The 26142-nt window shown below is 76.1% G+C and carries 27 protein-coding genes and 1 pseudogene; 6 read left to right on the top strand and 22 right to left on the bottom strand.

What is annotated here, in order from left to right; all coding sequences use genetic code 11:
• Nucleotides 1-70: 70 nt before the first annotated feature.
• The 12 genes and pseudogenes from ACK586_RS16210 to rimP form a co-directional block, all read right to left on the bottom strand.
• On the bottom strand, nt 71-409 hold the full coding sequence (locus tag ACK586_RS16210; RefSeq protein WP_409331523.1) for an antibiotic biosynthesis monooxygenase family protein: 339 nt from the start codon (nt 407-409) through the stop codon (nt 71-73).
• Between the two features lie 40 nt (nt 410-449).
• The gene (gene truB / locus ACK586_RS16205) at nt 450-1367 is read right to left on the bottom strand and encodes a tRNA pseudouridine(55) synthase TruB (protein WP_409331522.1); all 918 of its coding nucleotides are present in this window, start codon (nt 1365-1367) and stop codon (nt 450-452) included.
• 55 nt (nt 1368-1422) lie between these two features.
• Entirely contained in the window at nt 1423-2799 is a 1377-nt protein-coding gene (locus ACK586_RS16200) for an MATE family efflux transporter (protein WP_409331521.1), read from the bottom strand.
• Between the two features lie 10 nt (nt 2800-2809).
• Nucleotides 2810-3796, bottom strand: coding sequence for a DHH family phosphoesterase (locus tag ACK586_RS16195; protein WP_409331520.1), 987 nt, complete (start codon nt 3794-3796; stop codon nt 2810-2812).
• 41 nt (nt 3797-3837) lie between these two features.
• Complete coding sequence (locus ACK586_RS16190) at nt 3838-4080, bottom strand: hypothetical protein (protein WP_409331519.1); 243 nt, start codon at nt 4078-4080, stop codon at nt 3838-3840.
• Nucleotides 4077-4577: a 30S ribosome-binding factor RbfA gene (gene rbfA, locus ACK586_RS16185; RefSeq protein WP_409331518.1), complete on the bottom strand. Its 501-nt coding sequence runs from the start codon at nt 4575-4577 to the stop codon at nt 4077-4079. Before rbfA ends, ACK586_RS16190 begins: the two co-directional genes overlap by 4 nt.
• Before the next feature lie 102 nt (nt 4578-4679).
• The gene (locus ACK586_RS16180) at nt 4680-4973 is read right to left on the bottom strand and encodes a DUF503 domain-containing protein (protein ID WP_409331517.1); all 294 of its coding nucleotides are present in this window, start codon (nt 4971-4973) and stop codon (nt 4680-4682) included.
• Nucleotides 4974-5062: 89 nt separating this feature from the next.
• Entirely contained in the window at nt 5063-6898 is a 1836-nt protein-coding gene (gene infB, locus ACK586_RS16175; protein WP_409331534.1) for a translation initiation factor IF-2, read from the bottom strand.
• Nucleotides 6899-7924: 1026 nt separating this feature from the next.
• Nucleotides 7925-8071 (bottom strand): annotated as a pseudogene (locus ACK586_RS16170) (translation initiation factor IF-2 N-terminal domain-containing protein); the annotation flags it as partial.
• 62 nt (nt 8072-8133) lie between these two features.
• Nucleotides 8134-8493 carry a YlxR family protein gene (locus ACK586_RS16165; RefSeq protein WP_409331533.1) on the bottom strand — a complete coding sequence of 120 codons (360 nt, stop codon included), beginning with the start codon at nt 8491-8493 and terminating at the stop codon, nt 8134-8136.
• A 77-nt stretch (nt 8494-8570) separates the two neighbouring features.
• Entirely contained in the window at nt 8571-9692 is a 1122-nt protein-coding gene (gene nusA / locus ACK586_RS16160; RefSeq protein ID WP_409331516.1) for a transcription termination factor NusA, read from the bottom strand.
• Nucleotides 9689-10288, bottom strand: a complete 600-nt coding sequence (gene rimP, locus ACK586_RS16155) for a ribosome maturation factor RimP (RefSeq protein WP_409331515.1) — start codon at nt 10286-10288, stop codon at nt 9689-9691. Before rimP ends, nusA begins: the two co-directional genes overlap by 4 nt.
• A 221-nt stretch (nt 10289-10509) precedes the next feature.
• Between rimP and ACK586_RS16150 the strand changes: the two genes are divergently transcribed.
• Entirely contained in the window at nt 10510-11001 is a 492-nt protein-coding gene (locus ACK586_RS16150) for a hypothetical protein (protein ID WP_409331514.1), read from the top strand.
• A 12-nt stretch (nt 11002-11013) separates the two neighbouring features.
• The gene (locus tag ACK586_RS16145; RefSeq protein ID WP_409331513.1) at nt 11014-11481 is read left to right on the top strand and encodes a ferritin-like domain-containing protein; all 468 of its coding nucleotides are present in this window, start codon (nt 11014-11016) and stop codon (nt 11479-11481) included.
• Between the two features lie 68 nt (nt 11482-11549).
• Here ACK586_RS16145 and ACK586_RS16140 read toward each other — a convergent pair whose 3' ends face one another.
• The 5 genes from ACK586_RS16140 to dxr all read right to left on the bottom strand — a co-directional run bounded on the left by ACK586_RS16140 (nt 11550) and on the right by dxr (nt 18235).
• Complete coding sequence (locus ACK586_RS16140; RefSeq protein ID WP_409331512.1) at nt 11550-13412, bottom strand: penicillin-binding transpeptidase domain-containing protein; 1863 nt, start codon at nt 13410-13412, stop codon at nt 11550-11552.
• A 128-nt stretch (nt 13413-13540) separates the two neighbouring features.
• Complete coding sequence (locus ACK586_RS16135; RefSeq protein WP_409331511.1) at nt 13541-14392, bottom strand: GNAT family N-acetyltransferase; 852 nt, start codon at nt 14390-14392, stop codon at nt 13541-13543.
• A 13-nt stretch (nt 14393-14405) separates the two neighbouring features.
• Nucleotides 14406-15566, bottom strand: coding sequence for a flavodoxin-dependent (E)-4-hydroxy-3-methylbut-2-enyl-diphosphate synthase (gene ispG / locus ACK586_RS16130; RefSeq protein WP_425330387.1), 1161 nt, complete (start codon nt 15564-15566; stop codon nt 14406-14408).
• A 78-nt stretch (nt 15567-15644) separates the two neighbouring features.
• Nucleotides 15645-17090, bottom strand: coding sequence for a M50 family metallopeptidase (locus ACK586_RS16125; RefSeq protein WP_409331510.1), 1446 nt, complete (start codon nt 17088-17090; stop codon nt 15645-15647).
• Nucleotides 17033-18235 (bottom strand): 1-deoxy-D-xylulose-5-phosphate reductoisomerase, encoded by a 1203-nt coding sequence (dxr, locus tag ACK586_RS16120; RefSeq protein WP_409331531.1) that lies wholly within the window; start codon nt 18233-18235, stop codon nt 17033-17035. Before dxr ends, ACK586_RS16125 begins: the two co-directional genes overlap by 58 nt.
• A 97-nt stretch (nt 18236-18332) precedes the next feature.
• Between dxr and ACK586_RS16115 the strand changes: the two genes are divergently transcribed.
• Nucleotides 18333-18659: a DUF2631 domain-containing protein gene (locus ACK586_RS16115; protein WP_409331509.1), complete on the top strand. Its 327-nt coding sequence runs from the start codon at nt 18333-18335 to the stop codon at nt 18657-18659.
• A gap of 10 nt (nt 18660-18669) precedes the next feature.
• Here the strand turns inward: ACK586_RS16115 and ACK586_RS16110 are convergent, their stop codons facing one another.
• From ACK586_RS16110 to ACK586_RS16100, 3 genes are read right to left on the bottom strand one after another with little or no spacing between them, the layout of a single operon-like run.
• Entirely contained in the window at nt 18670-19395 is a 726-nt protein-coding gene (locus ACK586_RS16110; RefSeq protein WP_409331508.1) for a VIT1/CCC1 transporter family protein, read from the bottom strand.
• Nucleotides 19392-20573, bottom strand: coding sequence for a dual-specificity RNA methyltransferase RlmN (rlmN, locus tag ACK586_RS16105; protein WP_409331507.1), 1182 nt, complete (start codon nt 20571-20573; stop codon nt 19392-19394). Before rlmN ends, ACK586_RS16110 begins: the two co-directional genes overlap by 4 nt.
• A 53-nt stretch (nt 20574-20626) precedes the next feature.
• Entirely contained in the window at nt 20627-21775 is a 1149-nt protein-coding gene (locus tag ACK586_RS16100; RefSeq protein ID WP_409331506.1) for a hypothetical protein, read from the bottom strand.
• A gap of 112 nt (nt 21776-21887) precedes the next feature.
• Here ACK586_RS16100 and ACK586_RS16095 point away from each other — a divergent pair, with 112 nt between their 5' ends.
• From ACK586_RS16095 to ACK586_RS16085, 3 genes are read left to right on the top strand one after another with little or no spacing between them, the layout of a single operon-like run.
• Nucleotides 21888-22532 carry a TrmH family RNA methyltransferase gene (locus tag ACK586_RS16095; RefSeq protein ID WP_409331505.1) on the top strand — a complete coding sequence of 215 codons (645 nt, stop codon included), beginning with the start codon at nt 21888-21890 and terminating at the stop codon, nt 22530-22532.
• A gap of 31 nt (nt 22533-22563) precedes the next feature.
• A complete protein-coding gene (locus ACK586_RS16090; RefSeq protein WP_409331504.1) occupies nt 22564-23322 on the top strand; it encodes a polyphosphate kinase 2 family protein in 759 nt (252 codons plus the stop codon).
• Entirely contained in the window at nt 23319-24431 is a 1113-nt protein-coding gene (locus tag ACK586_RS16085) for a GNAT family N-acetyltransferase (RefSeq protein ID WP_409331503.1), read from the top strand. The genes ACK586_RS16090 and ACK586_RS16085 overlap by 4 nt, the downstream gene beginning before the upstream one ends.
• A gap of 7 nt (nt 24432-24438) precedes the next feature.
• On the opposite strand, the gene ACK586_RS16080 is transcribed toward ACK586_RS16085, so the two are convergent.
• Together ACK586_RS16080 and frr are read right to left on the bottom strand one after the other, a co-directional pair.
• Nucleotides 24439-25503 (bottom strand): phosphatidate cytidylyltransferase, encoded by a 1065-nt coding sequence (locus ACK586_RS16080; protein WP_409331502.1) that lies wholly within the window; start codon nt 25501-25503, stop codon nt 24439-24441.
• A 21-nt stretch (nt 25504-25524) separates the two neighbouring features.
• Nucleotides 25525-26082, bottom strand: a complete 558-nt coding sequence (frr, locus tag ACK586_RS16075; RefSeq protein ID WP_409331501.1) for a ribosome recycling factor — start codon at nt 26080-26082, stop codon at nt 25525-25527.
• Between the last annotated feature and the right edge of the window lie 60 nt (nt 26083-26142).

Here is a 26142-nt window from a genome sequence, read left to right as displayed (position 1 = left end):
CCCCCCCCCCCCCCCCCCCCCCGCCCCCCCCCCCCCCCCCCCCCCCCCCCCCCCCCCCCCCACCGCCGGGTCAGACCTGGTTCTCCTGGTTCACCTTCGGCCCGGCGGACTCGATGACCTCGTAGGACCACAGGTGCGAGGACTGCGCCGCGGCCGGGGCCAGCGTGTCCCCGCCGCCGGAGTGGGCGCGGTCGAAGTCCTGGCTGGACTGCCACGCCTCGTAGGCCGCCTCGGTCTCCCACCGCGTGTAGACGAGGTACTGGTCGGTGCCCTCCTGGGGGCGGAGCAGCTCGAACCACTCGAACCCGGGGGTGCTCTCCACCGCGCCGGCCCGCCCGCGGAAGCGCTCCTCGAAGCGCTCCTGCCGCTCCTTGGGCACGGTGATCGCGTTGATCTTCACGACGCTCATGCGGGTGCCTCTTCCCCGGCCCGGCGCCGGTCAACCACGCTCACCCGGCCGGGAAGCCCACCGCCACCCGCGCCGTCGGCCCGGCGTCCTCCAGCAGGGCGACCAGGCGCCCGTGCGGATCGACCGCAGCGGTGAGCCCCGGGGCGCCGGTCGCGGGCACCCGCTGGCCGTACCCGAGGGCCGTGGCCTCCTCGGTGGTCACGGCACGCGCCGGGAACACCGCGGTCGCCGCCGCGGTCAGGCCCAGGACGCCGCGCCCGCCCCCGGCGGCGAGCGCGGCGGCCGCGTCCTCGACCGGCGCGGCGTGCTCGGCGGTGAAGGGGCCGGAGGCGGTCCGCCGCAGGGCGGTGAGGTGCCCGCCGACGCCGAGCGCGGCGCCCGTGTCCCGGGCGATCGCCCGGACGTAGGTACCGGCGGTGCAGACGACCGTGACGTCGACGTCGACCAGGCCCGGAGCGGGCCGGGCGAGGCGGTGGACCTCGAGCCGGTGCACCGTCACCGCCCGCGGCTCCAGCACGACGTCCTCCCCGGCCCGGACCCGGTCGTAGGAGCGCCGGCCGGCGACCTTGACCGCGCTCACCGAGGAGGGGACCTGCAGCAGCGGCCCCGTCTGGGCGGCGAGCGCGGCCCGCACGGCGTCGTCGGCCAGGTGCCCGGCGGGGACGGTGGCGAGGACCTCGCCCTCGCGGTCGTCGGTGACGGTGCTCTGGCCCAGACGGATCGTGGCCTCGTAGGTCTTGTCGGAGCCGCTGAGGTGCCCGAGCAGCCGGGTCGCGGCACCCACGCCGAGGACGAGCAACCCGGTGGCCATCGGGTCGAGGGTGCCGGCGTGGCCGACCCGGCGGACCGACAGGGCGCGGCGGGCCCGTGCGACGACGTCGTGCGACGTCATGCCACCGGGCTTGTCGACCAGCAGGATGCCGGGGGCGACGTCGGCGTCGGGACGGCGGGGACTCACAGCCGGGCCCCCGCGGAGACGTGGAGCACCGGCGCAGCGTCGTCCTGGGGTGCGCTCATGCGCCCACGGTGGCAGGTGCGCCCAGCCACCGGTCCCCCGCCACCCGCACCAGCACGGCGAGCAGGCGCAGGACGACGAACAGCGCGAGCCCGGTCCAGACGCCGGCGAGCCCGAGGCCGAGCGGCCCGGACAGCAGCGACAGCGGCAGGAACCCGGCGACGGCGGCCCCGATGGTCACGGTGCGCAGGTAGCCGACGTCACCGGCGCCCATGAGGACGCCGTCCAGGGCGAACACGACGCCGGCCAGCGGCTGGAGACCGGCGAGGAACCACCACACCAGCTCGGCCTGGTCCCGCACGCCCGGATCGCCGGTGAACAGCGGGACGAGCACGTCGCGCAGGGCCAGCAGCAGCACGGCGACCGCGATCCCGGTGCCCAGCCCCCACTGCACCACGCGCGAGGCGGTGGCCCGGGCCTCGTCCGGCCGGCCGGCACCCAGTGCGTGCCCGACCAGCGTCTGGGCGGCGATGGCGTAGGCGTCGAGCACCAGGGCCAGGAAGAAGAAGAACTGCAGGGCGATCTGGTGGGCACCGAGCTCGGCCCGGCCGGCGCGGGCCGCGACGCCGGCGGCCACGAGGAAGGCCGCCTGCAGGACCGCCGCCCGCAGCAGCAGGTCGCGGCCCAGCACCAGCTGCGCCCGGACCGCCCGCGGCCGCGGCCGCCAGCCCGCGCCCTCGCCGACCAGCGCCCGGACGAACAGCCCGGCGGTCACCGCCTGCCCGGTCACGTTGGCCACCGCCGACCCGGGCAGCCCGAGACCGGCGGTGTGCACCAGCAGCGGGCACAGCACCAGGCTGACCAGGCTGCCGGCGATCACGTACCGCACGGGCCGGCGCAGCTCCTGCACGCCGCGCAGCCACCCGTTGCCGGCCAGGGAGACCAGCAGCAGCGGGGCGCCCAGGGCGGCGATGCGCAGCCACTGCTCACCCGCCTCGGCCACCTCGCCCCCGCCGCCGGCCAGCAGGCGGGTCAGCGGGCCGGCCAGCACCTGGAAGAGCAGGAGGACACCGGCGCCCAGGGCCAGGGCCAGCCAGGTGGCCTGCACGCCCTCGGCGACGGCGCCGGCGCGGTCGCCGGCCCCCGCACGGCGCGCGGCACGAGCGGTGGTGCCGTAGGCGAGGAAGTTCAGCAGCGCCACGGCCCACGTCAGCAGCGCGCCGCCGACGGCGAGCCCGCCGAGCGCCACGGTGCCCAGGTTGCCGATGACGGCCGTGTCCACGAGCAGGTAGAGCGGCTCGGCGGCCAGCACCACGAGCGCGGGCGCGGCGAGCGCGAGGACACCCGGCCGGCGCGGCGAGACGGTTCCCGGGCCGGCAGCCCGGTCGGCCTCGGTGCGGGGACCCGTGCCGGGCTCGCGGGGCGGAGGCGGCACCGAGGTCCGGCTAACCACCCGGCCGCACTGCCGTCCGGGAGGACGGCGACGTGCACAACTCCGCCCGGATCGCCGCCATCGTGCCCTCGCGGTCGGCGTGCGAGGTGAAACCGGCTGCGGCGCGGTGCCCCCCGCCGCCCAGCGCCATGGCGACCCGGGACAGGTCGGTGGCCCCGCGGGAGCGCAAGGACACCGACCACGTGCCGTCGTCCTGACCCTTGAGCACGCACGCCACGTCGGCCTCCTCGGTGGAGCGGACCACGTCGACCAGAGCCTCCAGCTGCTCGGCGGGCAGCCCGTGCTCGGCTGCCTCCGCGGTGCTCGACCAGGTCCAGACCAGGCCGGCGCCGACGGAGCGCTCCAGCTGCGCCCGGCCGGTGACCTGGGACAGCAGCCGCAGCCAGCCGAAGGGAGCGGTGTCGAACAGCCGGCGGCTGATGCCGGCGTGGTCGATGCCGGTCGCCAGCAGCCGGGCGGCCAGCTCGTGGGTGGCGGGCCGGGTGCTGCCGAACCGGAAGGACCCGGTGTCGGCCGCCAGGCCGGCGTACAGGCAGGTGGCGAGGTCGGCGTCCAGGGTCACGCCGAGTTCGTCGAGCAGGCCGGCGACCAGCGTGACCGTCGCCGGGGCGCCGGGGTCGACGACCCGGACGTCGCCGAAGCCGGGGTTGCTGGCGTGGTGGTCGAGCACGACGGAGGTCCCGGCCCGGTCCAGCAGCGCGGCGAGCTCGCCCAGGCGGCCGGGCGAGGCGGCATCGAGGCTGACGAAGACCTCCGGCGAGGACGGCACCTCCGTCGACGGCACCAGCGCGGCGGCGCCGGGCAGCCAGGACAGCGACGCCGGGAGGACGAACGGATCGGGGAACGTCGCGAGCACCCGCGCGCCGCACCGGCGCAGGGCGTCGGCGAGCGCGAGCGTCGAGCCGAGGGCGTCGGCGTCGGGCTGCACGTGGGCGCAGAGGACGACGGTGGCGCGGGTGGCTGCGGCCTCGGCCAGCACGCCCGCCGCCGTCGCTGCAGTACCCGGGACCGGACCGGGCCTCACGCCGGTCCGGGATCGGCCACGGGCGGGGCGTCGGGGTCCTCCCGCACGTCGCCGCCGGCCACCGGGATCGGCGGGCCGGCGTCGTCGGGCTGGTCGGCGGCGATGCTCGGCACCTCGCCGATCTGGCCGGTCTTCCCCCCGTGCGTGGGGTCCCCGGCGTCGGGCATGGCCCGGCCGCCCAGCTCGGTGCGCCCCTGCCCCTCGTAGGGCAGGGTCGGGTCCGGGTCGTTCTCGCTCATGCGCTCGCGCTCCGGCTCTCGGCAGGGACCTCGCCGCCGGCGGCCGGTGCCTCCTCGGCGTCCTCGTCCTCGTCGTCCTCGGCGGGCCGGCGGTACGGGTCGGCCTCACCGGCGTACTGGGCGCCCTCCCGGGCGCGGGCGAGCTCCTCGTCGGCGTGGCGTGCCCGCTCCAGCGCCTCCTCGAGCTCTCGCGCGGTGTCCGGGACGATGTCGGCGACGAAGGTCAGCGTCGGCACGAACTTGATGCCCGTCTGCTTGCCGACGGTGGCGCGCAGGATCCCGGTCGCGCTGCTCAGTGCCCTGGCCGAGTCGGCGATCTGCGTCTCGTCGCCGTAGACGGTGTAGAAGACGGTGGCCTCACGGAGATCACCGGTGACCTTGGCGTCGGTCACGGTGACCATGCCCAGCCGGGGGTCCTTGATCTGCATCTCGATCGCCTCGGAGACGATCTGTCGGATGCGCACCGCGAGCTTGCGGGCGCGGGCCGGGTCGGCCATCGGACCTCCTTGGAACTGCCAGGTGCTGCCCTGGCGAGGCTGGACGGCCCCGTCGCGGGGCCGCCGCGGACGTGCGAGCGGTCGGGACGACGGGGCCCTTCTTCAATCGGTGTCGCTGAACAGCTGCCGGTGCGTCGACAGCAGCGTCACCTCGGGCCGGTCGGCCAGCAACCGCTCGCAGGCATCGAGGACGTCGGTGACCTGCCCGGCGTCCCCGGCGACGGTGGCGACGCCCACCTGCGCGCGCCGGTGCAGGTCGGTGTCCCCGACCTCGGCGGCGGCCACCGAGTAGCGGCGCCGCAGCTCGGCCACGATCGGCCGGACCACGGCGCGCCTGCCCTTCAGCGAGTGGACGTCGCCCAGCAGCAGGTCGGCGGTGAGCGTGCCCGTGAACACGCCCACCGCCTCCCCGTCAGTTGCTGGAACGGCTCCGCTGCAGGGTCCCGCGCCGAGCGTGCGAGGCGCGGGGGCAGCGGGGTCCTTACTCAGGCGCGCGGCTTCTCGCGCATCTCGAAGGTCTCGATCACGTCGTCGACCTTGATGTCGTTGAACGACCCCAGGCCGATACCGCACTCGTAGCCCTCGCGGACCTCGGTCGCGTCGTCCTTGAAGCGGCGGAGGGAGTCCACCGACAGGTTGTCGGCGACCACGGCGCCATCGCGGATGAGCCGTGCCTTGGAGTTGCGCACGATCGTGCCGCTGCGGACCAGCGACCCGGCGACGTTGCCGATCCGGGGCACCCGGAAGACCTCGCGGACCTCCGCCGTGCCGAGCTGGACCTCCTCGAACTCCGGCTTGAGCATCCCCTTGAGGGCGGCCTCGATCTCGTCGATGGCCTGGTAGATGACCGTGTAGTACCGGACGTCCACGCCCTCGCGGCTCGCCAGCTCGGTGGCCTGGCCCTCGGCCCGGACGTTGAAGCCCAGGACGATGACGTCGTCGGCCAGCGCCAGGTCGATGTCGCTCTTGGTGATCCCACCGACGCCGCGGTGGATGACCCGCAGCGAGATGTCGTCGTCCACCTCGATCTTCATCAGGGCTTCCTCGAGCGCCTCCACGGTGCCCGAGTTGTCGCCCTTGATGATCAGGTTGAGCTGACGGGTCTCCTTGAGCGCCGCGTCGAGGTCCTCCAGGCTGATCCGCTTGCGCATCGACGCGTTCTGCGCGTTGCGGATGCGGGCCTGGCGGCGGTCGGCGATCTGCCGGGCGACGCGGTCCTCCTCGACGACGAGGAAGGTGTCGCCGGCACGCGGCACCGAGGTGAGGCCCACGACCTGCACCGGACGGGCCGGCAGGGCCTCCTTGAGCTTGTTGCCGTGCTCGTCGAGCAGCGACCGGACGCGGCCGTAGGCGTCGCCGGCCACGATCGAGTCGCCCTGGCGCAGCGTGCCGCGCTGGACGAGCACCGTCGCGACGGGGCCGCGGCCCTTGTCCAGCTTGCCCTCGATGACCACGCCCTGCGGGTCCTGCTCGGTGTTGGCGCGCAGGTCCAGCGAGGCGTCGGCGGTCAGCAGGATCGCCGTGAGCAGGTCGTCGAGGCCCTGGCGGGTGGTCGCGGAGACGTCGACGAACATCGTGTCGCCGCCGTACTCCTCGGCCACCAGCCCGTACTCGGTGAGCTGCTGACGGATCTTGGCGGGGTTGGCCCCCTCCTTGTCGATCTTGTTGACCGCGACCACGATCGGCACCTCGGCGGCCTGGGCGTGGTTCAGGGCCTCGACCGTCTGCGGCATGACGCCGTCGTCGGCCGCCACGACCAGGACCACGATGTCGGTCACCTTCGCGCCACGGGCACGCATCGCGGTGAACGACTCGTGACCCGGGGTGTCGATGAAGGTGATCGGCCGCTCGTTGTGCTCGAGCTCGGTGACGATCTGGTAGGCGCCGATGTGCTGCGTGATGCCGCCGGCCTCGCGCGCCACCACGTTCGCGTTCCGGATCGCGTCCAGCAGCTTCGTCTTGCCGTGGTCGACGTGACCCATGACGGTCACGACCGGCGGACGGGACTCCCAGTCGCCCTCCTCGCCCTCTTCGTCGCCGAAGGTGAGGTCGAAGTCCGAGAGCAGCTCGCGGTCCTCGTCCTCCGGGCTGACGACCTGGATGACCCAGTCGATCTCGGCGCCGAGCAGCTGGAGCGTCTCGTCGTTGACCGACTGCGTGGCCGTGACCATCTCGCCGAGGTGGAACAGGGCGGTGACCAGCGCGGCCGGCTGGGCGCCGATGCGCTCGGCCAGGTCGGTCAGCGAGGCACCGCGGGGCAGCCGGACGGTCTGCCCGTTGCCGCGCGGCAGGCTGACGCCGCCCATGCTGGGCGCCGCCATGGAGTCGAACTCCTGACGCCGCTGCTTCTTGCTCTTGCGCCCGCGGACGGGGCCACGCCCGCCCGGACGGCCGAAGGCACCCGCGGTGCCGGCACCGGAACCGCCGCGACCGCGGCCACGGCCACCGCCGCCACCACGGAAGCCACCACCGGCCGGTGCGCCGCCACCACCGGGGGCGCCGCCGCCACCGCCGGGGCGGAAGCCGCCGCCCCCGCCGGGACCACCCGGACGGCCACGGCCGCCGGGACCGCCGGGACCACCGCCGGGACGCCCGGCACCGGCCGGACGGGGCGGCATCATGCCCGGCGAGGGGCGCTGCGGCATCATGCCCGGGTTCGGGCGGGGCCCACCGGCACCCGGACCAGGACGCGGCCCACCCGGACCGGCCGCCGGACGCGGGCCACCGGCACCGGCACCGGGACGGGGACCGCCGGGGCCGGCCGCCGGACGCGGGCCACCCGCGCCGGGACCGGGACGGGGACCGCCGGGACCGGCCGCCGGGCCGGGGCGGGGTCCGCCGGGACCGGCCGCCGGGCCGGGGCGGGGTCCGCCGGCCGCGGGGCCGGGACGCGGAGCGCTGCTGAAGGGGTTGTTACCCGGCCGCGGGGCCGGCCGGGGACCGGGCCGCGGACCCGCGCCGGGGCCACCGGCCGGGGCGCCGGGAGCCGGGCGGGCACCCGGCACCGGACCGCCGGTGCCGGGACGGGGTGCCGGCGCACCCGGGCGCGGGGCGCCCGGACGCGGACCGGACGGGGCCGACGGGGCCGTGGGCGCCGAGGCCGCGGGGGCCTGGGGCGCCGGGGCGGCCGGACGGTCGCCCGGAGCCGGGGCGGCGGGTGCCACCGGGGCTGCGGGCGCCTGGGCTGCGGGCGCCTGGGCTGCGGGCGCCTGCGGTGCGGGCGCCTGAGGTGCCGGCGCCGGGGCAGCAGCGGTCGGCCGCGGGGCGGGAGCCGGGCGCGGTCCGGGGCGCGGTCCGGCGGGTGCAGCCGCGGTGCCGTTACCGGCACCGGTGCTCGCACCGAGGGCCTCCCGCAGCCGCCGGGCCACGGGGGCCTCGACGGTGGAGGAGGCGGACTTCACGAACTCGCCCTGCTCCTTGAGCTTGGCGAGCACGGTCTTGCTGTCGACACCGAACTCCTTGGCGAGTTCGTGTACGCGGGCTTTGCCTGGCACGGATCTCCTCGTGTGTGAGGCCGGCGGCTCGCCCGCTCGACCTCGTCGCTAGTGGCGCATGGTCATCGTGAGTGCTTCACGGCTGAGTCATCCGACGATGTCCTGTCGACGTGCGGACCGGCCTGGTGCCGATCCGACCTTGACCTGCTGTCCGTCCCGGTCACCGGCCCGGGCGCATCGGGCGATGCGCCGAGGACGTGGGCCCGGAGCGGACCGGCCTCCACCGTGGCCGCCGCACCTCCGGAGAGGCGCAGCGCCCGGGGGAAGGCCCGGCGTCGCTCCGCTGCGCGCAGGCACTCCGGCGTGGGGTGCACCGACGCCCCCCTGCCGGGGAGCCGCCGCCGCGGGTCCGGGACCAGGGCCCCGGACCGGACGACGACGCGCAGCAGATCACTGACCGGAGCGCGCTGCCGGCACCCCACGCAGGTGCGGACCGGCTTCGACGATTCGGCCACCCTGCACTCTAGCGCGCCGCGGGCCTCCGGTGTTCCGGGCTCGGTCAGCGACCCGCCCGGCCGGGGCTGCGACCGCCGGCCCCGCCCCGTCCCGAGCCCCCCGGACCGGGCGCACCGGGGCGCCCGCCCGGGTTGCCCCCGCCCGAGCGCAGCGGCGGGCGGCCGACGCCGGGCGAGGGGGCGCTCCCGTCGGTCTCGGCGTCGCTGCGGATGTCGATGCGGCAGCCGGTCAGCCGCGCGGCCAGGCGGGCGTTCTGGCCCTCCTTGCCGATCGCCAGCGACAGCTGGAAGTCCGGGACCACGACGCGCACGGCCTTGGCCTGCGGGTCGACCACCCGGGCGCTGCCGACCCGCGCCGGGCTGAGCGCCGAGGCGACGAAGGTGGCCGGGTCGTCGGACCAGTCCACGATGTCGATCTTCTCGCCGTGCAGCTCGCTCATGACGTTGCGCACCCGCTGGCCCATCGGGCCGATGCAGGCACCCTTGGCGTTCAGCCCGGGCACGGAGGTGCGGACGGCGATCTTCGACCGGTGCCCGGCCTCCCGGGCCACGGCGACGATCTCGACGCTGCCGTCGGCGATCTCGGGGACCTCGAGCGCGAAGAGCTTGCGGACCAGGTTGGGGTGGGTCCGGGAGATGGTCACCTGGGGGCCGCGGAAGGTCCGCGCCACGGTGACGACGTAGGCCTTGAGCCGGCTGCCGTGCGGATAGGACTCCCCGGGCACCTGCTCGGCGGCGGGCAGCACGGCCTCGACCTTGCCGATGTCGAGCAGGACCGAGCCCTGGGCGTTGCGGCGCGCGTCGGCCTGGACGACACCGCTGACGATGTCGCCCTCCTTGCCGGCGTACTCCCCGAAGGTCTGCTCGTGCTCGGCATCGCGCAGCCGCTGCACGATCACCTGCTTGGCGGTGCTGGCCGCGATCCGCCCGAAGTCGGAGGGGGTGTCGTCCCACTCGCGCACGACCTCGCCGTCGGCGCCGAGTTCCTGCGCCAGGACCACGGCCTCGCCGGTCTTGCGGTCCACGTGCACCCGCACGTGCTTGGCCGCCCCGTCGGCGTGCCGGTAGGCGGTCACCAGCGCCGTCTCGATGGCCTCGATGACCGTGTCGGCGGGCAGGCCCCGCTCGCGCTCGACCGCCCGGAGGGCGGTCACGTCGATGTTCACTGTCCGTCCTCGTCGTCCGTGTGCTCGTCGTCCGTCTGCTCGTCGTCCGCGTCGTCGGTGGGGTCCTCGTCGCGCGCGCCGGACCGGCCGAACTCGACCTGCACCCGGCCGGCGCCCAGCTCGGCCCAGGGCACCTGCCGCTCGGTGGGCGGCCGCTTGCGGGCGCCCGGCTTGCCCGGCGCCTCGACCGCGAGCGTGACGCCGTCGGCGCCCACCTCCAGCACCCGGCCGGTGACCTGCTCGGCGGCGCCGGCCGGACCCACGGCCACGGTCACCAGCCGACCGGTGTTGCGCCGCCAGTGCCGCTGCTCGGTCAGCGGCCGGTCGACGCCGGGGCTGGTCACCTCGAGCACGTAAGGGGCCCGGCCCAGCTCGCCGTCGTTGGCGTCGAGCGCGGCGGAGACGGCCCGGCTCACCTCCGCGACGTCGTCGAGGCTGACGCCCTCGTCCCGGTCGACGACGACGCGCACGACGCTGCGCCGGCCGGCGGGCGTGACGACGAGCTCCTCGAGGTCGTACCCGGCCGCGTCGACGATCGGCTGGATCCAGCCGGTCAGCCGGGCGGCGGCGGGGTCGGTCCGGCGGCTGGTGGACACGGGCTCCCTCCCTCCTGGCGGCGTCGGGGCACGTGCGCTGCGGACCCGCTCCCCGATCCCGGGGCCCCTGACCGGGCCCGACCGGGCGAAGGGTCAGGTTACCGCCCGGCCGGGTGGGGCGAGACCCGGCGGCGGAGCCGGGCACCGGAGGGGACGCCGGACGCGGGGTGTCACGGCGTCGCTGCCGTGCGCTGCGGCCCGGGGCTGGGAGGATGGCCGGGATGCCCCCGCCGTCCGCCCCGTGCCTGCCCGGCCTCTCCCGGCGCGGACTGCTCCTGGGGGTCGCCGGCAGCGCCGGGCTGGCCCTGCTGGCCGGGTGCACCGGGGACGGCGGCGACGGCGGCCCCGCGGTGAGCCCGGAGCAGGCGGACGCGCTGGCCGCCCAGATCGGCGTCCAGGAGTCCGCGGTGGCCGCCTACGCCGCGGCCGCGGCCGCGGACCCCGTGCTGGGCGACCTGGTGGCCGAGCAGGCCGAGCAGGCGATGGCCCAGCTGGACCGGCTGCGGGCTGCCGCTCCCGGCGCGACGTCGTCGGCCCCGGCCGACGCGGGTGGCCCGCCGGCCGGCGGGGACGTGCGGGCCTGGCTGCGCGGGGAGATCGCCGCGGCGGCCGACGCGCACGCGGCGGCCTGCGCCGGGCAGTCCGCCGCGCGGGCGGCGCTGCTGGGCTCGGTGGCCGCCGGGCTGCGCGGCCAGGCGGCGGTGCTCGGGTGAGGGGCGGCCGGCGTGGCTGACGAGGGGACGACCGGGCGGGACGAGGCCACCGAGGACGCCGCGCTGCGCGCCGTGGTGGCCGCCGAGCACGCGGCGGTGTGGGGGTACGGCGTGGTCGGAGCCGCGCTGCCGCAGCCGGACCGGGGCCCGGCCGTCGAGGCGGAGAACGCCCACCGCGGTGTCCGCGACCGGCTGGCGGCGCTGCTCGACGAACGCGGGCTGGACCCCGTCGACCCGCAGGCCGCCTACCGCCTGCCGTTCCCCGTCCTCTCGGCCGTGGACGCGGCGGCGCTGGCCGCCGTCCTCGAGTCCGGCGTCAGCGCCGCGTGGGTCGCGCTGCTCGACGGCGCGGCGGAGCCGGCGACCCGGACGCTCGCGGCGCAGGAGCTCGGCGCGGCCGAGGTCCGCGCCGTCGGGTGGCGCCGGGCGGCCGGGCAGTCCCCCGCGACGACGCCCTTCCCGGGGCTGCCCGAGCAGTAGCGGGGCGGCCGGTTCGAGCGGGGCGAGCAGGTCACCTCCCGCCACGACCGACCCGGCGCCCCGGGAGCTCAGCCGAGAGCGCCGAGGAAGGCGTCGGTGACGTCGACGGCGGCGCTGCTGGACTGCCCCGCCTCGACGAGCACGGCGAACGCGATGTCGCCCTGCGGACCGGCCAGCTGGTAGCCGACGAACCAGCCGTGCGACTCCGGCGGGGTGGCGGTGCCGAACTCCGCGGTGCCGGTCTTGCCGTAGACCTCTCCGCGGTCGCCCAGCGCCGTGGCGGTCCCGGTGAGCACCACCTGGCGCATCATCGGCCGCAGGGCGTCCAGGACCGCAGCACCGGGCCCCGGAGGCGCCGCGCCCCCCGCCTCCCCGATCACCTCGACGGGTGCAGCGGGGATGCCACTGGCGATGCCGGCCGCGACGAGCGCCATCTGCGCCGGGCTGACCAGCACCTGGCCCTGGCCGATGGCGTCGGCCGCCTTGGTCGTCCCGGTGCTGTCGGCCGGCACGCTGCCGCTGAACACGCCGACCGGCAGCTGCCACTGCGCCCCGATGCCGTAGGACGCGGCCGCGGTGGCCAGCGCGTCGTCGGGCAGCTGCAGCCCCTGCTCGATGAAGGTGGTGTTGCAGGACCGGGCGAAGGCCTCGGTGAAGGGCACCGTGCCCAGGTCGAACTGGTCCTGGTTCTCGAACTCGCGGCCGTCCACGACAGTCGTCCCGGGGCAGGGCACGGGCGTGTCCGGGGTGAGCGCGCCGGCGGACAGCAGCGCGGTCGCCGTCACCGCCTTCATGCTCGACCCGGGCGGGAACCGGCCGCTGAGCGCGTTGGCCGCGTTCGCGGCCCCGTTGGAGGAGACGGCGAGGATCTCGCCGGTCCCCGGGCGGACGACGACGAGGTGGGTCGGCAGCGGCTGCGTGGCGACGGCGGCGTCGGCCGCTGCCTGCAGCGCCGGCACGATCGGCGTCTGCAGCGGCTCGCCGGGCACCGGGTCGACGGCGGCGATCTCGCGCCCCTCGTCGCCGGTGGTCTCGTCGGTGCTGACGACAGCGACCGTGAACCCCGCCGTCCCGGTCAGCCGCTCCTGGTAGGCCCGCTGCAGCCCGGAGGTGCCCAGCTGATCGCCGGCGGCGTACAGCGGCCCGTCGTCCCCGCTGGTCTCCTCGAGGACCTCCGCGGTGGCGGCACCGACCCGGCCGAGGAGGGCGACCGCGAACCGGGAGGTGGGCGCGAGCAGGCGGGTCTCGGTCGGGAAGACCGCGCCGGGCAGGTCGAAGACCTGGGCGCGGATGGCCTCGAAGTCGGGGCGGCGCAGGTCGATGACGGGCACGAACTGGCCGGCCGGAGCGGCCTGCACGTCGGCGACGATCTCCTCGGCCGCGATCCCGGTGGCAGCCGACAGCGCGGCCGCGAGCGCCGGCAGGTCGGTCACCCGGCCGGGGTCCACACCCACTCGGACCACCTCGGTGGGGGTGAACAGCGGGGCACCGGCGGCGTCGGTGATCGCCGCCCGCTCGGGCAGCTCGCGGCTGAGCTCGAGGTGCTGGCCCTCGGCGAGCTCGGGGTGCACCAGGGCCGGCTCGGCGACCACCTGCCAGTCGTCACCGGCCTCGCGCAGCCGCAGCGTGGCCGCGTAGCTCCAGTCGGGGGCGGCGGCCAGGTCCCAGGTGGCGGTCCAGTCGGCGGTGGCCGTGCCGTCGTCGGCCACCTCGACGTCGCCGAGCTCGGCGGCGAGGGTGGCCTCGGGCAGGTCCCGGGCGGTCTGCTCGAGCAGGGCGGTGGCCGCATCCGGGTCGTCGGTGGCCGCGGCGGCGGCCCGGGTGTCACCACCGGCCCAGTCGGCCAGGAATGCCTCGGCGGCGTCGCGGACCGCGTCGTCGTCCGCGTCGCCGGAACAGGCGGCCAGCACCGGCACCGCCAGGAGCGTCACCGCCGTGGACAGAACGGTCCCGTGTCGCTTCCCCACACCCCCAGCCTGCCATCCGGACCGGCCGGACCGTGGTCCCCCCCAGGGACCCGCCGCGAGCCCGCGAGCGGTGGGGGGCGGGGGGTCCTCCTTCAGAACAGGACGCTGGCGTACCGGCCGACCTCGCGGAAGCCGACCCGGGCGTAGGAGGCCCGGGCAGGGGTGTTGAAGTCGTTGACGTACAGGCTGACGACCGGCGCGATCGCCGAGCGGGCGTACTCCACCACCGCGGCGGTCCCGGCGGTCCCGATGCCGCGGCCGCGCACGGCGGGCGAGACCCACACGCCCTGCACCTGGCAGACCGCGCGCGACACCGCCCCGATCTCGGCCTTGAACAGCACCTGGCCGTCCTCGATCCAGGCCAGCGACTGCCCGGCCCGCACCAGGTCGGTCACGCGGGCGCGGTAGCCCGCGCCGCCGTCGCCGCGCAGCGGGCTGATCCCGACCTCCTCGGTGAACATCGCCACCGCAGCCGGGAACAGGACCTCGACCTCGTGCGGCCGCACCGGCCGCACCCGCGGCTCCGCGGCGACGGCCGGCGGCCCCTCGATCGCCATGAGCGGCTGCCGCGGCCGGTGGTCGCGGGCCGGACCCCAGTGCGGGGCCAGCAGCTCCCACAGCGGGTCCACCGAGCCCGCGGGGCCGACGATGGTGGAGCACCGGCGGCCGGCCCGGCGCGCCCGCTCGGCGAACGCGGCCGCCGAGGCGCTCTCGGCGCCGGGCAGCGCGAAGGGGATGAGGTTGGCGCCGGCCAGGCAGACGGCGTCCAGGTCCCGGCCGTTCCCGAAGCCCCAGAGCGGCGCCCCGAGGGCCGCGGCGGAGGTCCCGGCCCGCTCGACGCGGCCGGCGATCACGCAGCCGGCGACCGGGTCGGTGTCCAGCAGGCGCCGGACGGCGGCCTCGTCGGCCTCGTCCAGGACGCGGGCGGTCGGGGAACGCAACACCCCGGGCCGGCCGTCAGCCGACGGTGACGACGGGCGGCCCGGAGGGGACGCCGTCGTCGGCCTGCTGGCCCGCGAGCCGCAGGGCCTCCTCGATGAGGGTCTCGACGATCTGCGACTCGGGCACGGTCTTGACGACCTCGCCCTTGACGAAGATCTGGCCCTTGCCGTTGCCCGAGGCCACGCCGAGGTCGGCCTCCCGCGCCTCGCCCGGTCCGTTGACGACGCACCCCATGACGGCCACCCGCAAGGGGACCTCGAGGCCGTCGAGCCCGGCGGTGACCTCGTCGGCGAGCTTGTAGACGTCGACCTGGGCACGGCCGCAGGAGGGGCAGCTGACGATCTCCAGGCCGCGCTGGCGCAGGTTGAGCGACTCGAGGATCTGGGTGCCGACCTTGACCTCCTCGACCGGCGGGGCCGAGAGGGAGACGCGGATGGTGTCGCCGATGCCCTTGCTCAGCAGCGCACCGAAGGCGACGGCCGACTTGATCGTGCCCTGGAAGGCCGGGCCCGCCTCGGTGACGCCCAGGTGCAGCGGGTAGTCGCACTGCGAGGCCAGCAGCTCGTAGGCGCGCACCATGACGACGGGGTCGTTGTGCTTGACCGAGATCTTGATGTCGCGGAAGTCGTGCTCCTCGAACAGGGAGCACTCCCACAGCGCGGACTCGACCAGCGCCTCCGGGGTGGCCTTGCCGTACTTGGCGAGCAGGCGCTTGTCCAGCGACCCGGCGTTGACGCCGATCCGGATCGGGATGCCGGCGTCCCGGGCCGCCTTGGCGATGTCGCCGACCCGGTCGTCGAACTTCTTGATGTTGCCCGGGTTGACGCGCACGGCGGCGCAGCCGGCGTCGATCGCGGCGAAGACGTACCGCGGCTGGAAGTGGATGTCGGCGATGACCGGGATCTGCGAGTGCCGGGCGATCTCCGGCAGCGCCTCCGCGTCGTCGGTGTCGGGCACGGCGACGCGGACGATCTGGCAGCCCGCCGCGGTGAGCTCGGCGATCTGCTGCAGGGTGGCGTTGACGTCGGCGGTCTTCGTCGTGGTCATCGACTGCACGCTGACCGGCGAGTCGCTGCCGACACCGACCCCGCCCACGGACAGCTGCCGCGTCGTACGGCGCGGGGCCAGGACGGGCGGGGGTGCCGCGGGCATGCCGAGACCGACGAGCGTGGACATGGCTCCCAGTATCGCCCTCCGCGCGGGCCGGTGCCGCCGGCGGCGCCGTGACCCCGCTGACCTCCCCGGTGACCGCCGCTACTGCAGCGTGATCGGGTTGACGACGTCGGCGACGAGGAGCAGGCCCGACAGCACGATGAACAGCCCGGCCACCACGTACGCCACCGGCATCAGGCGGGCGATGTCGAAGGGGCCGGGATCGGGCCGGCCGCGCACCCGGGCGACCGTGGACCGCGCCTTCTCGTAGAGCGCGCCGGCGACGTGCCCCCCGTCGAGCGGGTACATCGGCAGCAGGTTGAACAGGAACAGCACGAGGTTGACGCTCGCCAGCAGGCTGAGGAAGAAGCTGATCTTCTCCAGTCCGGAGAGGCGCTCGATGGAGAAGACCTCGCCGGAGATCCGGCCCACGCCGACCACGCCGATCGGCCCGTTCACGTCGCGCTCCTCGCCGAGGAACGCGGCCCGGAACAGCTGCGGCACCCGCTCGGGGATCTGGATCAACCGCTGGACCGAGTTGGTGACGATCATCCCGAAGTACCCGGGGACGTCGCCCACCGACTGCCGCGCCAGGTCGCCGACCGGCTGGATCCCGAGGAAGCCCGCGGTGGTCGTCCCCTCGCCGTCCTCGGTGTAGACCGTGTTCGGGATGGGCGTGACGGCCAGCTCGCGGCGGTCGCCGTCGCGCTCGATGGTGAGGATGAGCTCCTGGTTGGGGGAGCTGCGGATCGCCTGCTGCACCGTCGTCCAGCTGTCGTAGGCGTCCGGGTCGATGGACCGCCCGTCGATCGCGACGATGGTGTCGCCGGGCTGCAGCCCGGCGCTGGCGGCGGGGCTCCTGACGGGCAGCGCGCAGTCCGGCGAGCCCGGCTCGCAGACCTCGCCGGCGTTCGCGCCGCTGGTGACGATCGGGATGTCGCAGACGTCGCTGCCGTCGGCGGCCGCCCGGTCGATGCTCTGGGCGCCCACGGGGACGACGCAGGCCGGCACCTCGGCGACCTGGGTGGTGATGACGCTCGTGCCCACGGCCAGCAGGGTCACGGTGAAGAGGACGACGGCCAGGACGAGGTTGTGCAGCGGCCCGGCCGACATCACGACCACCCGCTGCCACCACGGCTTGGCGTAGAAGACGCGTCCCTGGTCGCCGGGACGGATGTCGTTGAGCGCCTGCCCGCGGACCTCGGCGATGAAGCTGCGCATGCGGGTGGCCCGCTTGCTCTCGCCCTCCTCGGCCGGCGGGATCATCCCGACGATGCGGATGTAGCCGCCCAGCGGGATCGCCTTGAGCCCGTACTCGGTCTCGCCGCGGGTGCGCGACCACAGCGTCGGGCCGAAGCCGACCATGAACTGCGGCACCCGCATGCCGAACTTCCGCGCCCAGTAGAAGTGGCCGTACTCGTGGAAGCCGATGGAGAACAGCAGCCCGATCGCGAAGGCGACGATCCCGAGGACCGTCAGCAGGATCCCGGTCAGTGCATGCCCCCTTCGTGGGCGGAGACGAGCGCGCGGGCGTGGTGCCGGGCCCACCGCTCGGCAGCCAGGACGTCGTCCACGCACGTGGGGACGCCGAGGTCCGGAGCGCCGTCGAGGGTACGCGCGACGAGGTCCACGATGCCCCGGAACGGCAGCCGACCCGCGAGGAACGCCGCCACGGCCTCCTCGTTGGCCGCGTTGAACATCGCCGGCACCACCCCACCGGCCTCCCCGGCGGCGCGGGCGAGGCCGACGGCGGGGAACGCCTCGCCGTCCAGCGGCGCGAACTCCCAGCTGCTCGCGGTGGACCAGTCCAGTGCCGGCTGGACGTGCGGCAGCCGGTCGGGCCAGGCCAGTGCCAGGGCGATCGGCAGCCGCATGTCCGGCGGGCTGGCCTGGGCGATGGTCGCGCCGTCGGTGAAGGTGACCATCGAGTGCACGATCGACTGCGGGTGCACCACGACGTCGATGTCGGCGTAGGGCACCCCGAACAGCAGGTGCGCTTCGATCAGCTCCAGGCCCTTGTTCACCAGCGTGGCCGAGTTGATCGTCACCACCGGGCCCATGTCCCAGGTCGGGTGGGCCAGTGCCTGCTCGACCGTGACGTCGGCCAGCTCGGCGGCGCTGCGGCCGCGGAAGGGGCCGCCGCTGGCGGTGAGCACCAGGCGGGCGACCTCGCCGCGGGTGCCGCCGCGCAGGCACTGGGCCAGCGCGGAGTGCTCGGAGTCGACCGGGACGAGCTGGCCGCGGGCCGCCGCGGCGGTCACCAGGTCGCCCCCGGCGACCAGCGACTCCTTGTTGGCCAGCGCCACGGTGCGCCCGGCGGCCAGCGCCGACAGGGTCGGCCCCAGGCCGATCGACCCGGTGATGCCGTTGAGGACGACGTCGGCCGGGCGCGCAGCCAGCTCCTCGGCGGCGCGCGGCCCGGCGAGGATCTCCGGCAGCGAGTACTCCCCCGCCGACCAGCCGCGCCGGGAGGCGGCGGCGTAGAAGGCCAGCTGCAGGTCCTGCGCCGCCGTCGCGCGGGCCACGGCGACGGTGCGCACGCCGAGCGCCAGGGCCTGGTCGGCCAGCTCGCCGACGTTCCCGCCGCCCGCGGCCAGGCCGGTGATCCGGAGCCGGTCGGGGTTCTGCTCGGCGACCGCGATCGCCTGCCGGCCGATCGACCCGGTCGAGCCGAGCAGGGTCACCTCACGCATGATGCTCACGCCCCTGTCCGCTCACGCGCCCATCCTCCCCGACGACGCGACCTCCCTCGTGCGGTCCCGGCCCGCGGAGGCTGGCAAGATGCGGACCGTGAGCGAGCAGACCCACCGGGACCGGATGACGATCGACCACCCGAAGACCTCGCGGGTCGAGCAGCCCGGCCGCGAGGAGGGCGTCGTCCGGCACGACGCGCACCCGGTCGAGCACGAGCGTCCCGAGGACTGGGGCTGGCACGGCGAGACCGGCCGGGCCGGCCGCATCGGCGCCTGGATCACGGTGCTGATCATGCTCTCGTACCTGGTGGGCAACCACGAGGGCCGGGTGGAGGACCTCTGGGTCGTCGGGATCGCGCTGGCGATGGCCGGGATCCTGGTGTGGGACATCTTCCGCCGGAAGAACGCCTGGCGCGCCAAGTGAGCCGAGCCGCTCAGGTGGCGGTCACGCCGATCGCCAGCCCGATCAGGTAGGTCGCCCCGCTGGCCAGGGCGCCGAAGAGCAACTGGCGGCCGCCGCCGTACCACCACGGCCGCGAGGTGAAGCGCGCGGACAGCGCCCCGGCGACGGCCAGCCCCACCCCACCGCAGAGCAGGGCCACCCACAGCAGCGGGAACCCCAGCAGGTAGGGCACCAGCGGCACGACCGCGCCGGTCGCGAACGTGAGGAACGAGGAGATCGCCGCCGTGCGCGGGGACGGCGGCTCGTCGACCGTCACGCCGAGCTCGGCGACCACGTGCAGCCGCAGCGCCGTCTCCGGGTCGCGGGACAGCTGGACGGCGACCTGCCGGGCCAGGTCCTCCTCCACGCCCCGGACGCGCAGCTGCTCGACCAGCTCGGCGAGCTCGCCGCGGGGGTTGCGCTGCAGCTCCCGCCGCTCCTTGGCGACCTCGAGGTCCAGCTGCTCGTTCTGCGTCTTGACCGACGTGTACTCGCCCAGCGCCATGGACAGGGCCCCCGCGACCAGGCTGGCGGCACCGGCCAGCACGATCGCGCGCGGGGGGGCTCCCCCGCCTCCGACGCCGGCGACCAGCGCGGTGTTGGTGACCAGCCCGTCCATGGCGCCGAAGACGGCGGGGCGCAGCCACCCGCCGGAGACGTCGCCGTGGGTGTGGCCGTGCCGCTCGGCGACCTCCTGCGGGCCGGCCGCCTCGCTCATCCGTCGGCCTCCGCCCCCAGCTCGACCGGGGGCTCGACGGGCTCCGCCGGGACGGTCGCCACGGCGGGCACACCGCCCTCGGCGAGGTCGGCCGCCGCCAGCTGGCCGCAGGCGCCGTCGATGTCCTGGCCGCGGGTGTCGCGCACCGTGGTCGGCACGCCGGCCGCGCGCAGCCGGGCGACGAACTCCCGCTGCGCCGCCGGCGGGCTGGCGTCCCACGGGCTGCCCGGTGTCGGGTTCAGCGGGATCAGGTTGACGTGCGCCCGGCGCCGGGCGAGCAGGCGACCGAGCAGGTCGGCGCGCCGGGGCTGGTCGTTCACGTCGCGGATCAGCGCGTACTCGACGGAGTAGCGGCGCCCGGTGCGCTCGGCGTAGTCGTCGGCGGCGGCGACGACCTCGTCCACCTTCCACCGGGTGTTGACCGGCACGAGGGTGTCGCGCAGCTCGTCGTCGGGAGCGTGCAGGCTGACGGCCAGGGTCACCTGCAGCCCCTCCTCGGTGAGCCGGCGGATCCCCGGCACCACGCCCACGGTGGAGACGGTGATCGACCGCTGCGACAGGCCCAGACCGTGCGGCGCCGGGCTGTGCAGCGCCTCGAGGGTGCGGCGGACCCGCGCGTAGTTGGCCAGCGGCTCGCCCATGCCCATGAAGACGACGTTCGACAGCCGGCCGGGACCGCCGGGCAGCTCGCCGTCGGCCATGGTCCGGGCCGCGGCCACCGCCTGCCCGATGATCTCCGCCGCCGACAGGTTGCGGGTCAGCCCGCCCTGCCCGGTCGCGCAGAACGGGCAGGCCATGCCGCAGCCGGCCTGGCTGGAGATGCAGACGGTGGCCCGGTCCGGGTAGCGCATGAGGACGCTCTCGACCAGCGCCCCGTCGTGCAGCCGCCACAGCGTCTTGCGGGTGCGCCCGCCATCGGCGGCCTGGTGCCGGACCGGGGTGAGCAGGCCGGGCAGCAGCGCCGCGGCCAGCGTGTCGCGCGCGGCGGCCGGGACGTCGGTCATCTGCGCCGGATCGGTGGCGCCCCGGAAGAAGTGCCGGGACAGCTGATCGGCGCGGAACGCCGGCTGCCCGAGGCCGGCCACGGCGGCGCGCGCCTCCTCGCGGGTCAGATCGGCGAGGTGGCGCGGCGGCTTGCCCCGGCGCGGGGCGTCGAAGACCAGGGGGAGGGCTGTCATGGCGTCGTCCATGGTCCCACCGCCGCTCCCCCGGCGCGGGTGACGTCTCTCGCTCAGCGAGCCGGTGCCCCCGGGTCGGCAGCGGTGGGGTCGGGGACCGGAGTCGTCGGCGGCGCCGATGCCGACGTCTCCGTCGCGATCACCGGCCCGGTCGGCACCGGATCGCCGGTCGGCGCCGCGTCACCGCTGGGCACCGGCTCGCCGGTGGGCACCGGACCGCCGCTGGGCACCGGACCGCCGCTGGGCACCGGACCGCCGGTGGGGACCGGACCGCCGGTCGGCGCCGGGGCCTCCGGAGGCGCGGCCGTGGGCACCGGCTGGTCGGCGGGGGGCTCCGTCGGCGCGGCCGCGGTCGGGGGGCCGGTCGGCGCCGGGCCGGGGGGCTCGACCGGGACCGCGGCGGTCGTCTCCGGTGCTCCGGTGACCACCTCGGCCGCCGGCGCACCCGGCGGCACCGCCGCCGGCGCACCGGGGATGGCGGCCGGCGGAACGGTTGCGGTGCGGACCGCCGGAGCCGGAGGGGTCGCGTCCGGGAGCGGGGACGGCGGGACCGCGGTCGTCGGTCCGGCCGCCGTGAGGCCGGCACCGCCGGCGTCCCGGACCGCCGGGCCCGTTCCGGGAGCCTCCCAGCGCTGACCCGTGGACGGCTGCCGGTCCGCGGCCGGGACCGCGTCGGAGGACGTGGCGAGCAGTGCGGCCCCCGAGATCCCGCCGGCGACCAGCAACCCGACGGCCGCGGTGAGGCCTCTCCGCCGGGGAGACCGCGTCGGGGGACGGGCGACCACGAGCGGCACCGGGACGCCGGAGGCCGTGGCGTCGGAGGCCGTGGCGTCGGACCCGCCCGCCGCGTCGCGGGCGGCGGCGGGCTCGTCGGGGCCCTCGGCGTCGGCGGGCTCGTCGTCCGCGGGTGGACTGCCGGGTGCCTCCACCCCGTCGACCGGGGCCGGGACGTCCTCGACCGTTGCCGACGACAGGGGCGCCGCCCGGGGGGCCCGGTCCGCGGCGTCCTCCGGCGCGGGGGCCGGCTCGGCAGCCTCCACCCCGTCGGACATCCAGGCCGGCAGCCAGGCGCCGTCCCAGTCCTCCGCCGCGGCCGCACCGGGATCGGCCGGCGGGACACCGGCGCCGTCGGCCGCCACCTGCTCCGTGGCGTCCTGCTCCGTGTCGTCCTGCTCCGCCGTCCGGGAGTCCTCGATCGCCACTCGACGTGATCCTTCACTGACAGACTGCAATCACCTCATCGTGCCGGACACGGGGCGGCGGGCCCGGGAGGCGTGGCCGTGGGTTCGAAGGGGCCCCGCTAGCGTCGGTCCGGTGACCCGCGGCGCCGAGCAGGAACCTCCGCCCGCGGAGGACGTCGGGGTCGGCCCCTGGCCGGGTCCCTGGCCGGAGGACCCCCGGTACGACCCCGAGCTGCTCGCACACGGGGACCGCCGCAACGTCGTCGACCGGTACCGCTACTGGACGGTGGAGGCGATCGTCGCCGACCTGGACACCCGCCGGCACCCCTTCCACGTGGCGATCGAGAACTGGAAGCACGACCTCAACATCGGAACGGTGGTGCGCACCGCCAACGCGTTCCTCGCCGCCGGGGTGCACGTGGTCGGCCGCCGCCGCTGGAACCGGCGCGGCGCCATGGTCACCGACCGGTACCTGCACGTGCACCACTCCCCCGACGTCGCCGCGCTGGCCGCCTGGGCCCGCGGGCGGGGGCTGCCGCTGCTGGCCGTCGACAACCTGCCGGGCGCACGGCCGCTGGAGACCGAGCCGCTGCCGCGGGCCTGCGTGCTGCTGTTCGGCCAGGAGGGCACCGGCCTGACCGACGCCGCCCGCGAGCTGGCCGACGGTGTCCTGTCGATCGCCCAGTTCGGCTCGACGCGGTCGATCAACGCCGGCGTGGCCGCCGGCATCGCCATGCACACCTGGGTCCGCCAGCACGGCGGGCCACCCCCGGGATGACAGGCCGGGAGGCAGCAGCGAGGCTGCCCGCATGAGCCGGCTCGCCGACGTCGACCTGTCACTGCACCTGGACAAGAAGGAGGGCAAGGCGCAGCTGGAGGCCGCCCAGCGCCGGCTGGTGCACCTGCGGCTGCTGCTCGGCGGGCAGCTGGGCTCCGGTGAGCTCGGCCCGCCGCTGTGCGTGCTGTTCGAGGGCTGGGACGCCTCGGGGAAGGGCGGGGCGATCAAGCGGCTGGTCGGGGAGCTCGACCCGCGGCACGTGCGGGTCGCCCAGTTCGCCGCCCCCACCCACGACGAGAAGCGGCACCACTTCCTGTGGCGGTTCTGGCCGGTGCTGCCCGGCTGGGGCGGCATGGCCGTGCTCGACCGCACCTGGTACGGCCGCGTGCTGGTCGAGCGCGTGGAGGGCCTGTCCTCCGAGGCGGCCTGGAGGCGCGCCTACGGGGAGATCGTCGATCTGGAGACGACGCTGGCCGCCGAGGGCATGGTCCTGGTCAAGTTCTGGATGCACGTCTCCCCGGAGGAGCAGCTGCGCCGCTTCGAGTCCCGCCGCGACGACCCGCTGCGGGCCTGGAAGCTCACCGAGGAGGACTGGCGCAACCGGGACAAGCGCGGCGCCTACGAGGTGGCGGTCGAGGAGATGCTGCACCGCACCGACGCCCCGATCGCGCCCTGGCACGTGGTCGCCGCCGACGACAAGCGGTGGGCGCGGGTGTACGTCGTCCGCACGGTGTGCGAGGCCGTCGAGGCGGCGCTGCGTGCCCGCGGCGTCGATCCGGACGAGACGTGACACCGCTGCTGCACCTGGTCGAGCCGGCCGACTGGCGGCGGGCGCTGGACGCCGGTGCGCTCCGGCCACCGTCGCTGGCCGGGTCGGGGTTCGTGCACCTGTCCACCCCCGAGCAGGTGCACCTGCCGGCACGACGGCTGTTCCCCGGCCGCCGCGACCTCGTGCTGCTCGTCGTCGACCCGGCCCGGCTGGCCGATCCCGTGCGGTTCGAGCCGGGCGTGCCCGGCGATCCGGCGGCGATGCGCTTCCCGCACCTGTACGGCCCGCTGCCGGCCGCGGCCGTGGTCGCCGTCGTCCCGTACCGCCCGCCCGCCGAGCCGGTGCTGCCGGCGCCGGGCGACGCCCTCGGCCGGGCGGTCGCCCACCTGGTCTCGCTGCGGGTCCGGCGCGCCGCCGAGGTGCGGGACGTGCCGGGCGGCGTCGCCGTCCTCGATCCCGCCTACGGGCACTCGCGGGACGACAACCGGCTGCTGCTCACCACGCCCGTGGATGCCGGCACCGTCGAGGCGACGGCCACCGGGATCGCGCGCGCGGCCGGCCTGGACCACCGGTCGGCGACGCTGCTCTGGCCAGGTGCCGGGGAGGTCGCCGGCCTGCTGGCCGACCGCGGGTGGGACACCGGCGAGGTGCTCGTCATGGCCCGTCCCGCCGGCCCGGCGGCGCCCGGACCGCGGGCCGCTCCGGTCCCCCGGTCGCTCCTGACCGACCTGTGGCGCCGGTCGTGGCGCGACGAGCTGCCGCCGCGGGCGGATCTGGAGGAGGTGGTCGAGCAGCTCGTCGGCCGGGAGCACCGCACCGACCGGGTCGTCGCCGTGCACGACCTCGCGGTGTTCGAGGAGGGCCGGCCGGTGGCGGCCGGTCAGCTCCGGGTCGACGGTGCCACGGCGGCCGTGGACTCGGTGCAGACCGACGCCGCAGCACGCGGCCGCGGCCACGGGGATGCCGTCCTCGGCGCCGCGCTGGACCACGCGCTCGCGGCCGGCTGCGACCTGGTGCTCGTGGAGGCCGCGGCCGGCGACTGGCCGCGGTCCTGGTACGCCCGGCGGGGGTTCGCCGAGGTCGGTTCGGTGTGGGAGGTCGGCCGGCCGCTCGACCGGGACGCGGCGTAGGTCGCGGTCAGGCGGGGACCGCCCAGGAGAGCAGCAGCCAGGCGACCGCCGCCGAGGGCAGCAGCGAGTCCATCCGGTCCATCAGGCCGCCGTGGCCGGGCAGCAGGGTGCCCATGTCCTTGATCCCGAGGTCCCGCTTGATGAGGGACTCCCCGAGGTCGCCCAGGGTGGCGCTGACCGCCAGGGCCGCCCCGAAGAGGACCCCGCCCCACCACGGCCCGTCCAGGCCGAGTACGACGATCGGCGTGGCGACGGCCACGCAGCCCAGCACCGACCCGGCCATCCCCTCCCAGGACTTCTTGGGGCTGACGGTGGGAGCCATCGGGTGCCGGCCGAACAGCACCCCGGCGGCGTATCCGCCGACGTCGTTCCCCACGACCGTGGCGATGAACAGGATGACGCGGGTGGCGCCGTCGTCGGGGACGAGCAGGAGGACGGCGAATCCCGCCAGCAGCGGTACGTAGAGCGCGACCAGGACCCCGCTCGCGGCGTCGCGCAGGTAGCCCTCCGGACCGTCGCCCAGCCGCCACAGCAGGACGGCGAGCACGGTGAGCAGGAAGGCGACGACCAGCCCCACCTCCCCGCGGGTCCAGGCCAGCGCCACCATCGCCACCGCGCCCACGAGGACGGGCACCAGCGGCGGCTCGGCGCCGCCGGCTCGAAGCGCACGGGTGAGCTCCACGACCGACACGAGGACGGCCGCGCCCAGCACCAGCAGGAACGCCGGCCGGTAGACCAGCAGCGAGACCAGGATGAGCGCGCCGAGGCTCAGCCCGACGCCGACGGCGGCGACCAGGTCGCGGCCGGCCCGGCTCGGCTTCTCCGGGGGCTGCTCGGTGACCGGCAGCTCCTCGGCCGGCTCGTCGGCCACGCTCGCGCCCTCGTCGAGGGACGGGAGGGCACCCTGCAGCGGGACGGCGTCCGTGGCCGGACCGGTGACGGCCGGGACGGGCACCTCGCGCGTGCCCTCGGGCGCGGCGATCTCGGCCGTCGGGGGGGCGGTCGGCGGCGGAGCGGCCGGGCCGGGACGGCGGACGGGCGGGAGCGGGCCGGTGTCGGACTCGCGTCTCATGGTCGCGGCGGGGACGCGCGCTCAGACCTCGAGGAGCTCGGCCTCCTTGTTCTTGACCGCCTCGTCGACGTGGTTGACGTGCTGGGCGGTGAGGTCCTCGAGCTCCTTCTCCGCGCGCCGCACGTCGTCCTCGCCGGCCTCGCCGTCCTTGGCGATGCGGTCGAGCTCCTCCTTGCTGCGCCGGCGGATGTTGCGGATGGCCACCTTGGCGTCCTCGCCCTTCGACCGCGCCATCTTCACCAGGTCGCGGCGCCGTTCCTCGGTCAGCTGCGGGAACACCACGCGGATGATCTGGCCGTCGTTGGTCGGGTTGACGCCCAGGTCGCTGTCCCGGATGGCCTTCTCGATCGCCGAGAGCTGGCTGTTGTCGTAGGGCTTGATGACCGCCATCCGCGCCTCGGGCACGGTGATGGAGGTCATCTGCGGCACGGGGGTGGGCGCGCCGTAGTAGTCGACCATGATCTTGTTGAACATGGACGGCGCGGCGCGGCCGGTGCGCACCGAGCCGAGGTCCTCCCGGGCGACCGACAGGGCCTTGTCCATCCGCTCCTCGGCGTCGAGCAGGGTGTCGTCGATCACGGGTCTGTCCCTCCTGCGGACGGCGCCGGTGACGGGCCGCCTCTCCTCTGTGCTCCGGGT

This window comes from Trujillonella humicola (assembly GCF_046233715.1).
GTDB lineage: Bacteria > Actinomycetota > Actinomycetes > Mycobacteriales > Geodermatophilaceae > Trujillonella > Trujillonella humicola.
This window is presented reverse-complemented; position numbering and strand designations above follow the sequence as displayed.

Coding starts and splice junctions, on each gene's coding strand:
- rlmN (WP_409331507.1), bottom strand. CDS start 20,573: ATGACAGCCCTCCCCCTGGTCTTCGACGCCCCGCGCCGGGGCAAGCCG.
- ACK586_RS16190 (WP_409331519.1), bottom strand. CDS start 4,080: ATGAGCGAGAACGACCCGGACCCGACCCTGCCCTACGAGGGGCAGGGG.
- ACK586_RS16210 (WP_409331523.1), bottom strand. CDS start 409: ATGAGCGTCGTGAAGATCAACGCGATCACCGTGCCCAAGGAGCGGCAG.
- rbfA (WP_409331518.1), bottom strand. CDS start 4,577: ATGGCCGACCCGGCCCGCGCCCGCAAGCTCGCGGTGCGCATCCGACAG.
- ACK586_RS16090 (WP_409331504.1), top strand. CDS start 22,564: ATGAGCCGGCTCGCCGACGTCGACCTGTCACTGCACCTGGACAAGAAG.
- dxr (WP_409331531.1), bottom strand. CDS start 18,235: ATGCGTGAGGTGACCCTGCTCGGCTCGACCGGGTCGATCGGCCGGCAG.
- ACK586_RS16080 (WP_409331502.1), bottom strand. CDS start 25,503: ATGAGACGCGAGTCCGACACCGGCCCGCTCCCGCCCGTCCGCCGTCCC.
- ACK586_RS16110 (WP_409331508.1), bottom strand. CDS start 19,395: ATGAGCGAGGCGGCCGGCCCGCAGGAGGTCGCCGAGCGGCACGGCCAC.
- ACK586_RS16150 (WP_409331514.1), top strand. CDS start 10,510: ATGCCCCCGCCGTCCGCCCCGTGCCTGCCCGGCCTCTCCCGGCGCGGA.
- ispG (WP_425330387.1), bottom strand. CDS start 15,566: ATGTCCACGCTCGTCGGTCTCGGCATGCCCGCGGCACCCCCGCCCGTC.
- infB (WP_409331534.1), bottom strand. CDS start 6,898: ATGGCGGCGCCCAGCATGGGCGGCGTCAGCCTGCCGCGCGGCAACGGG.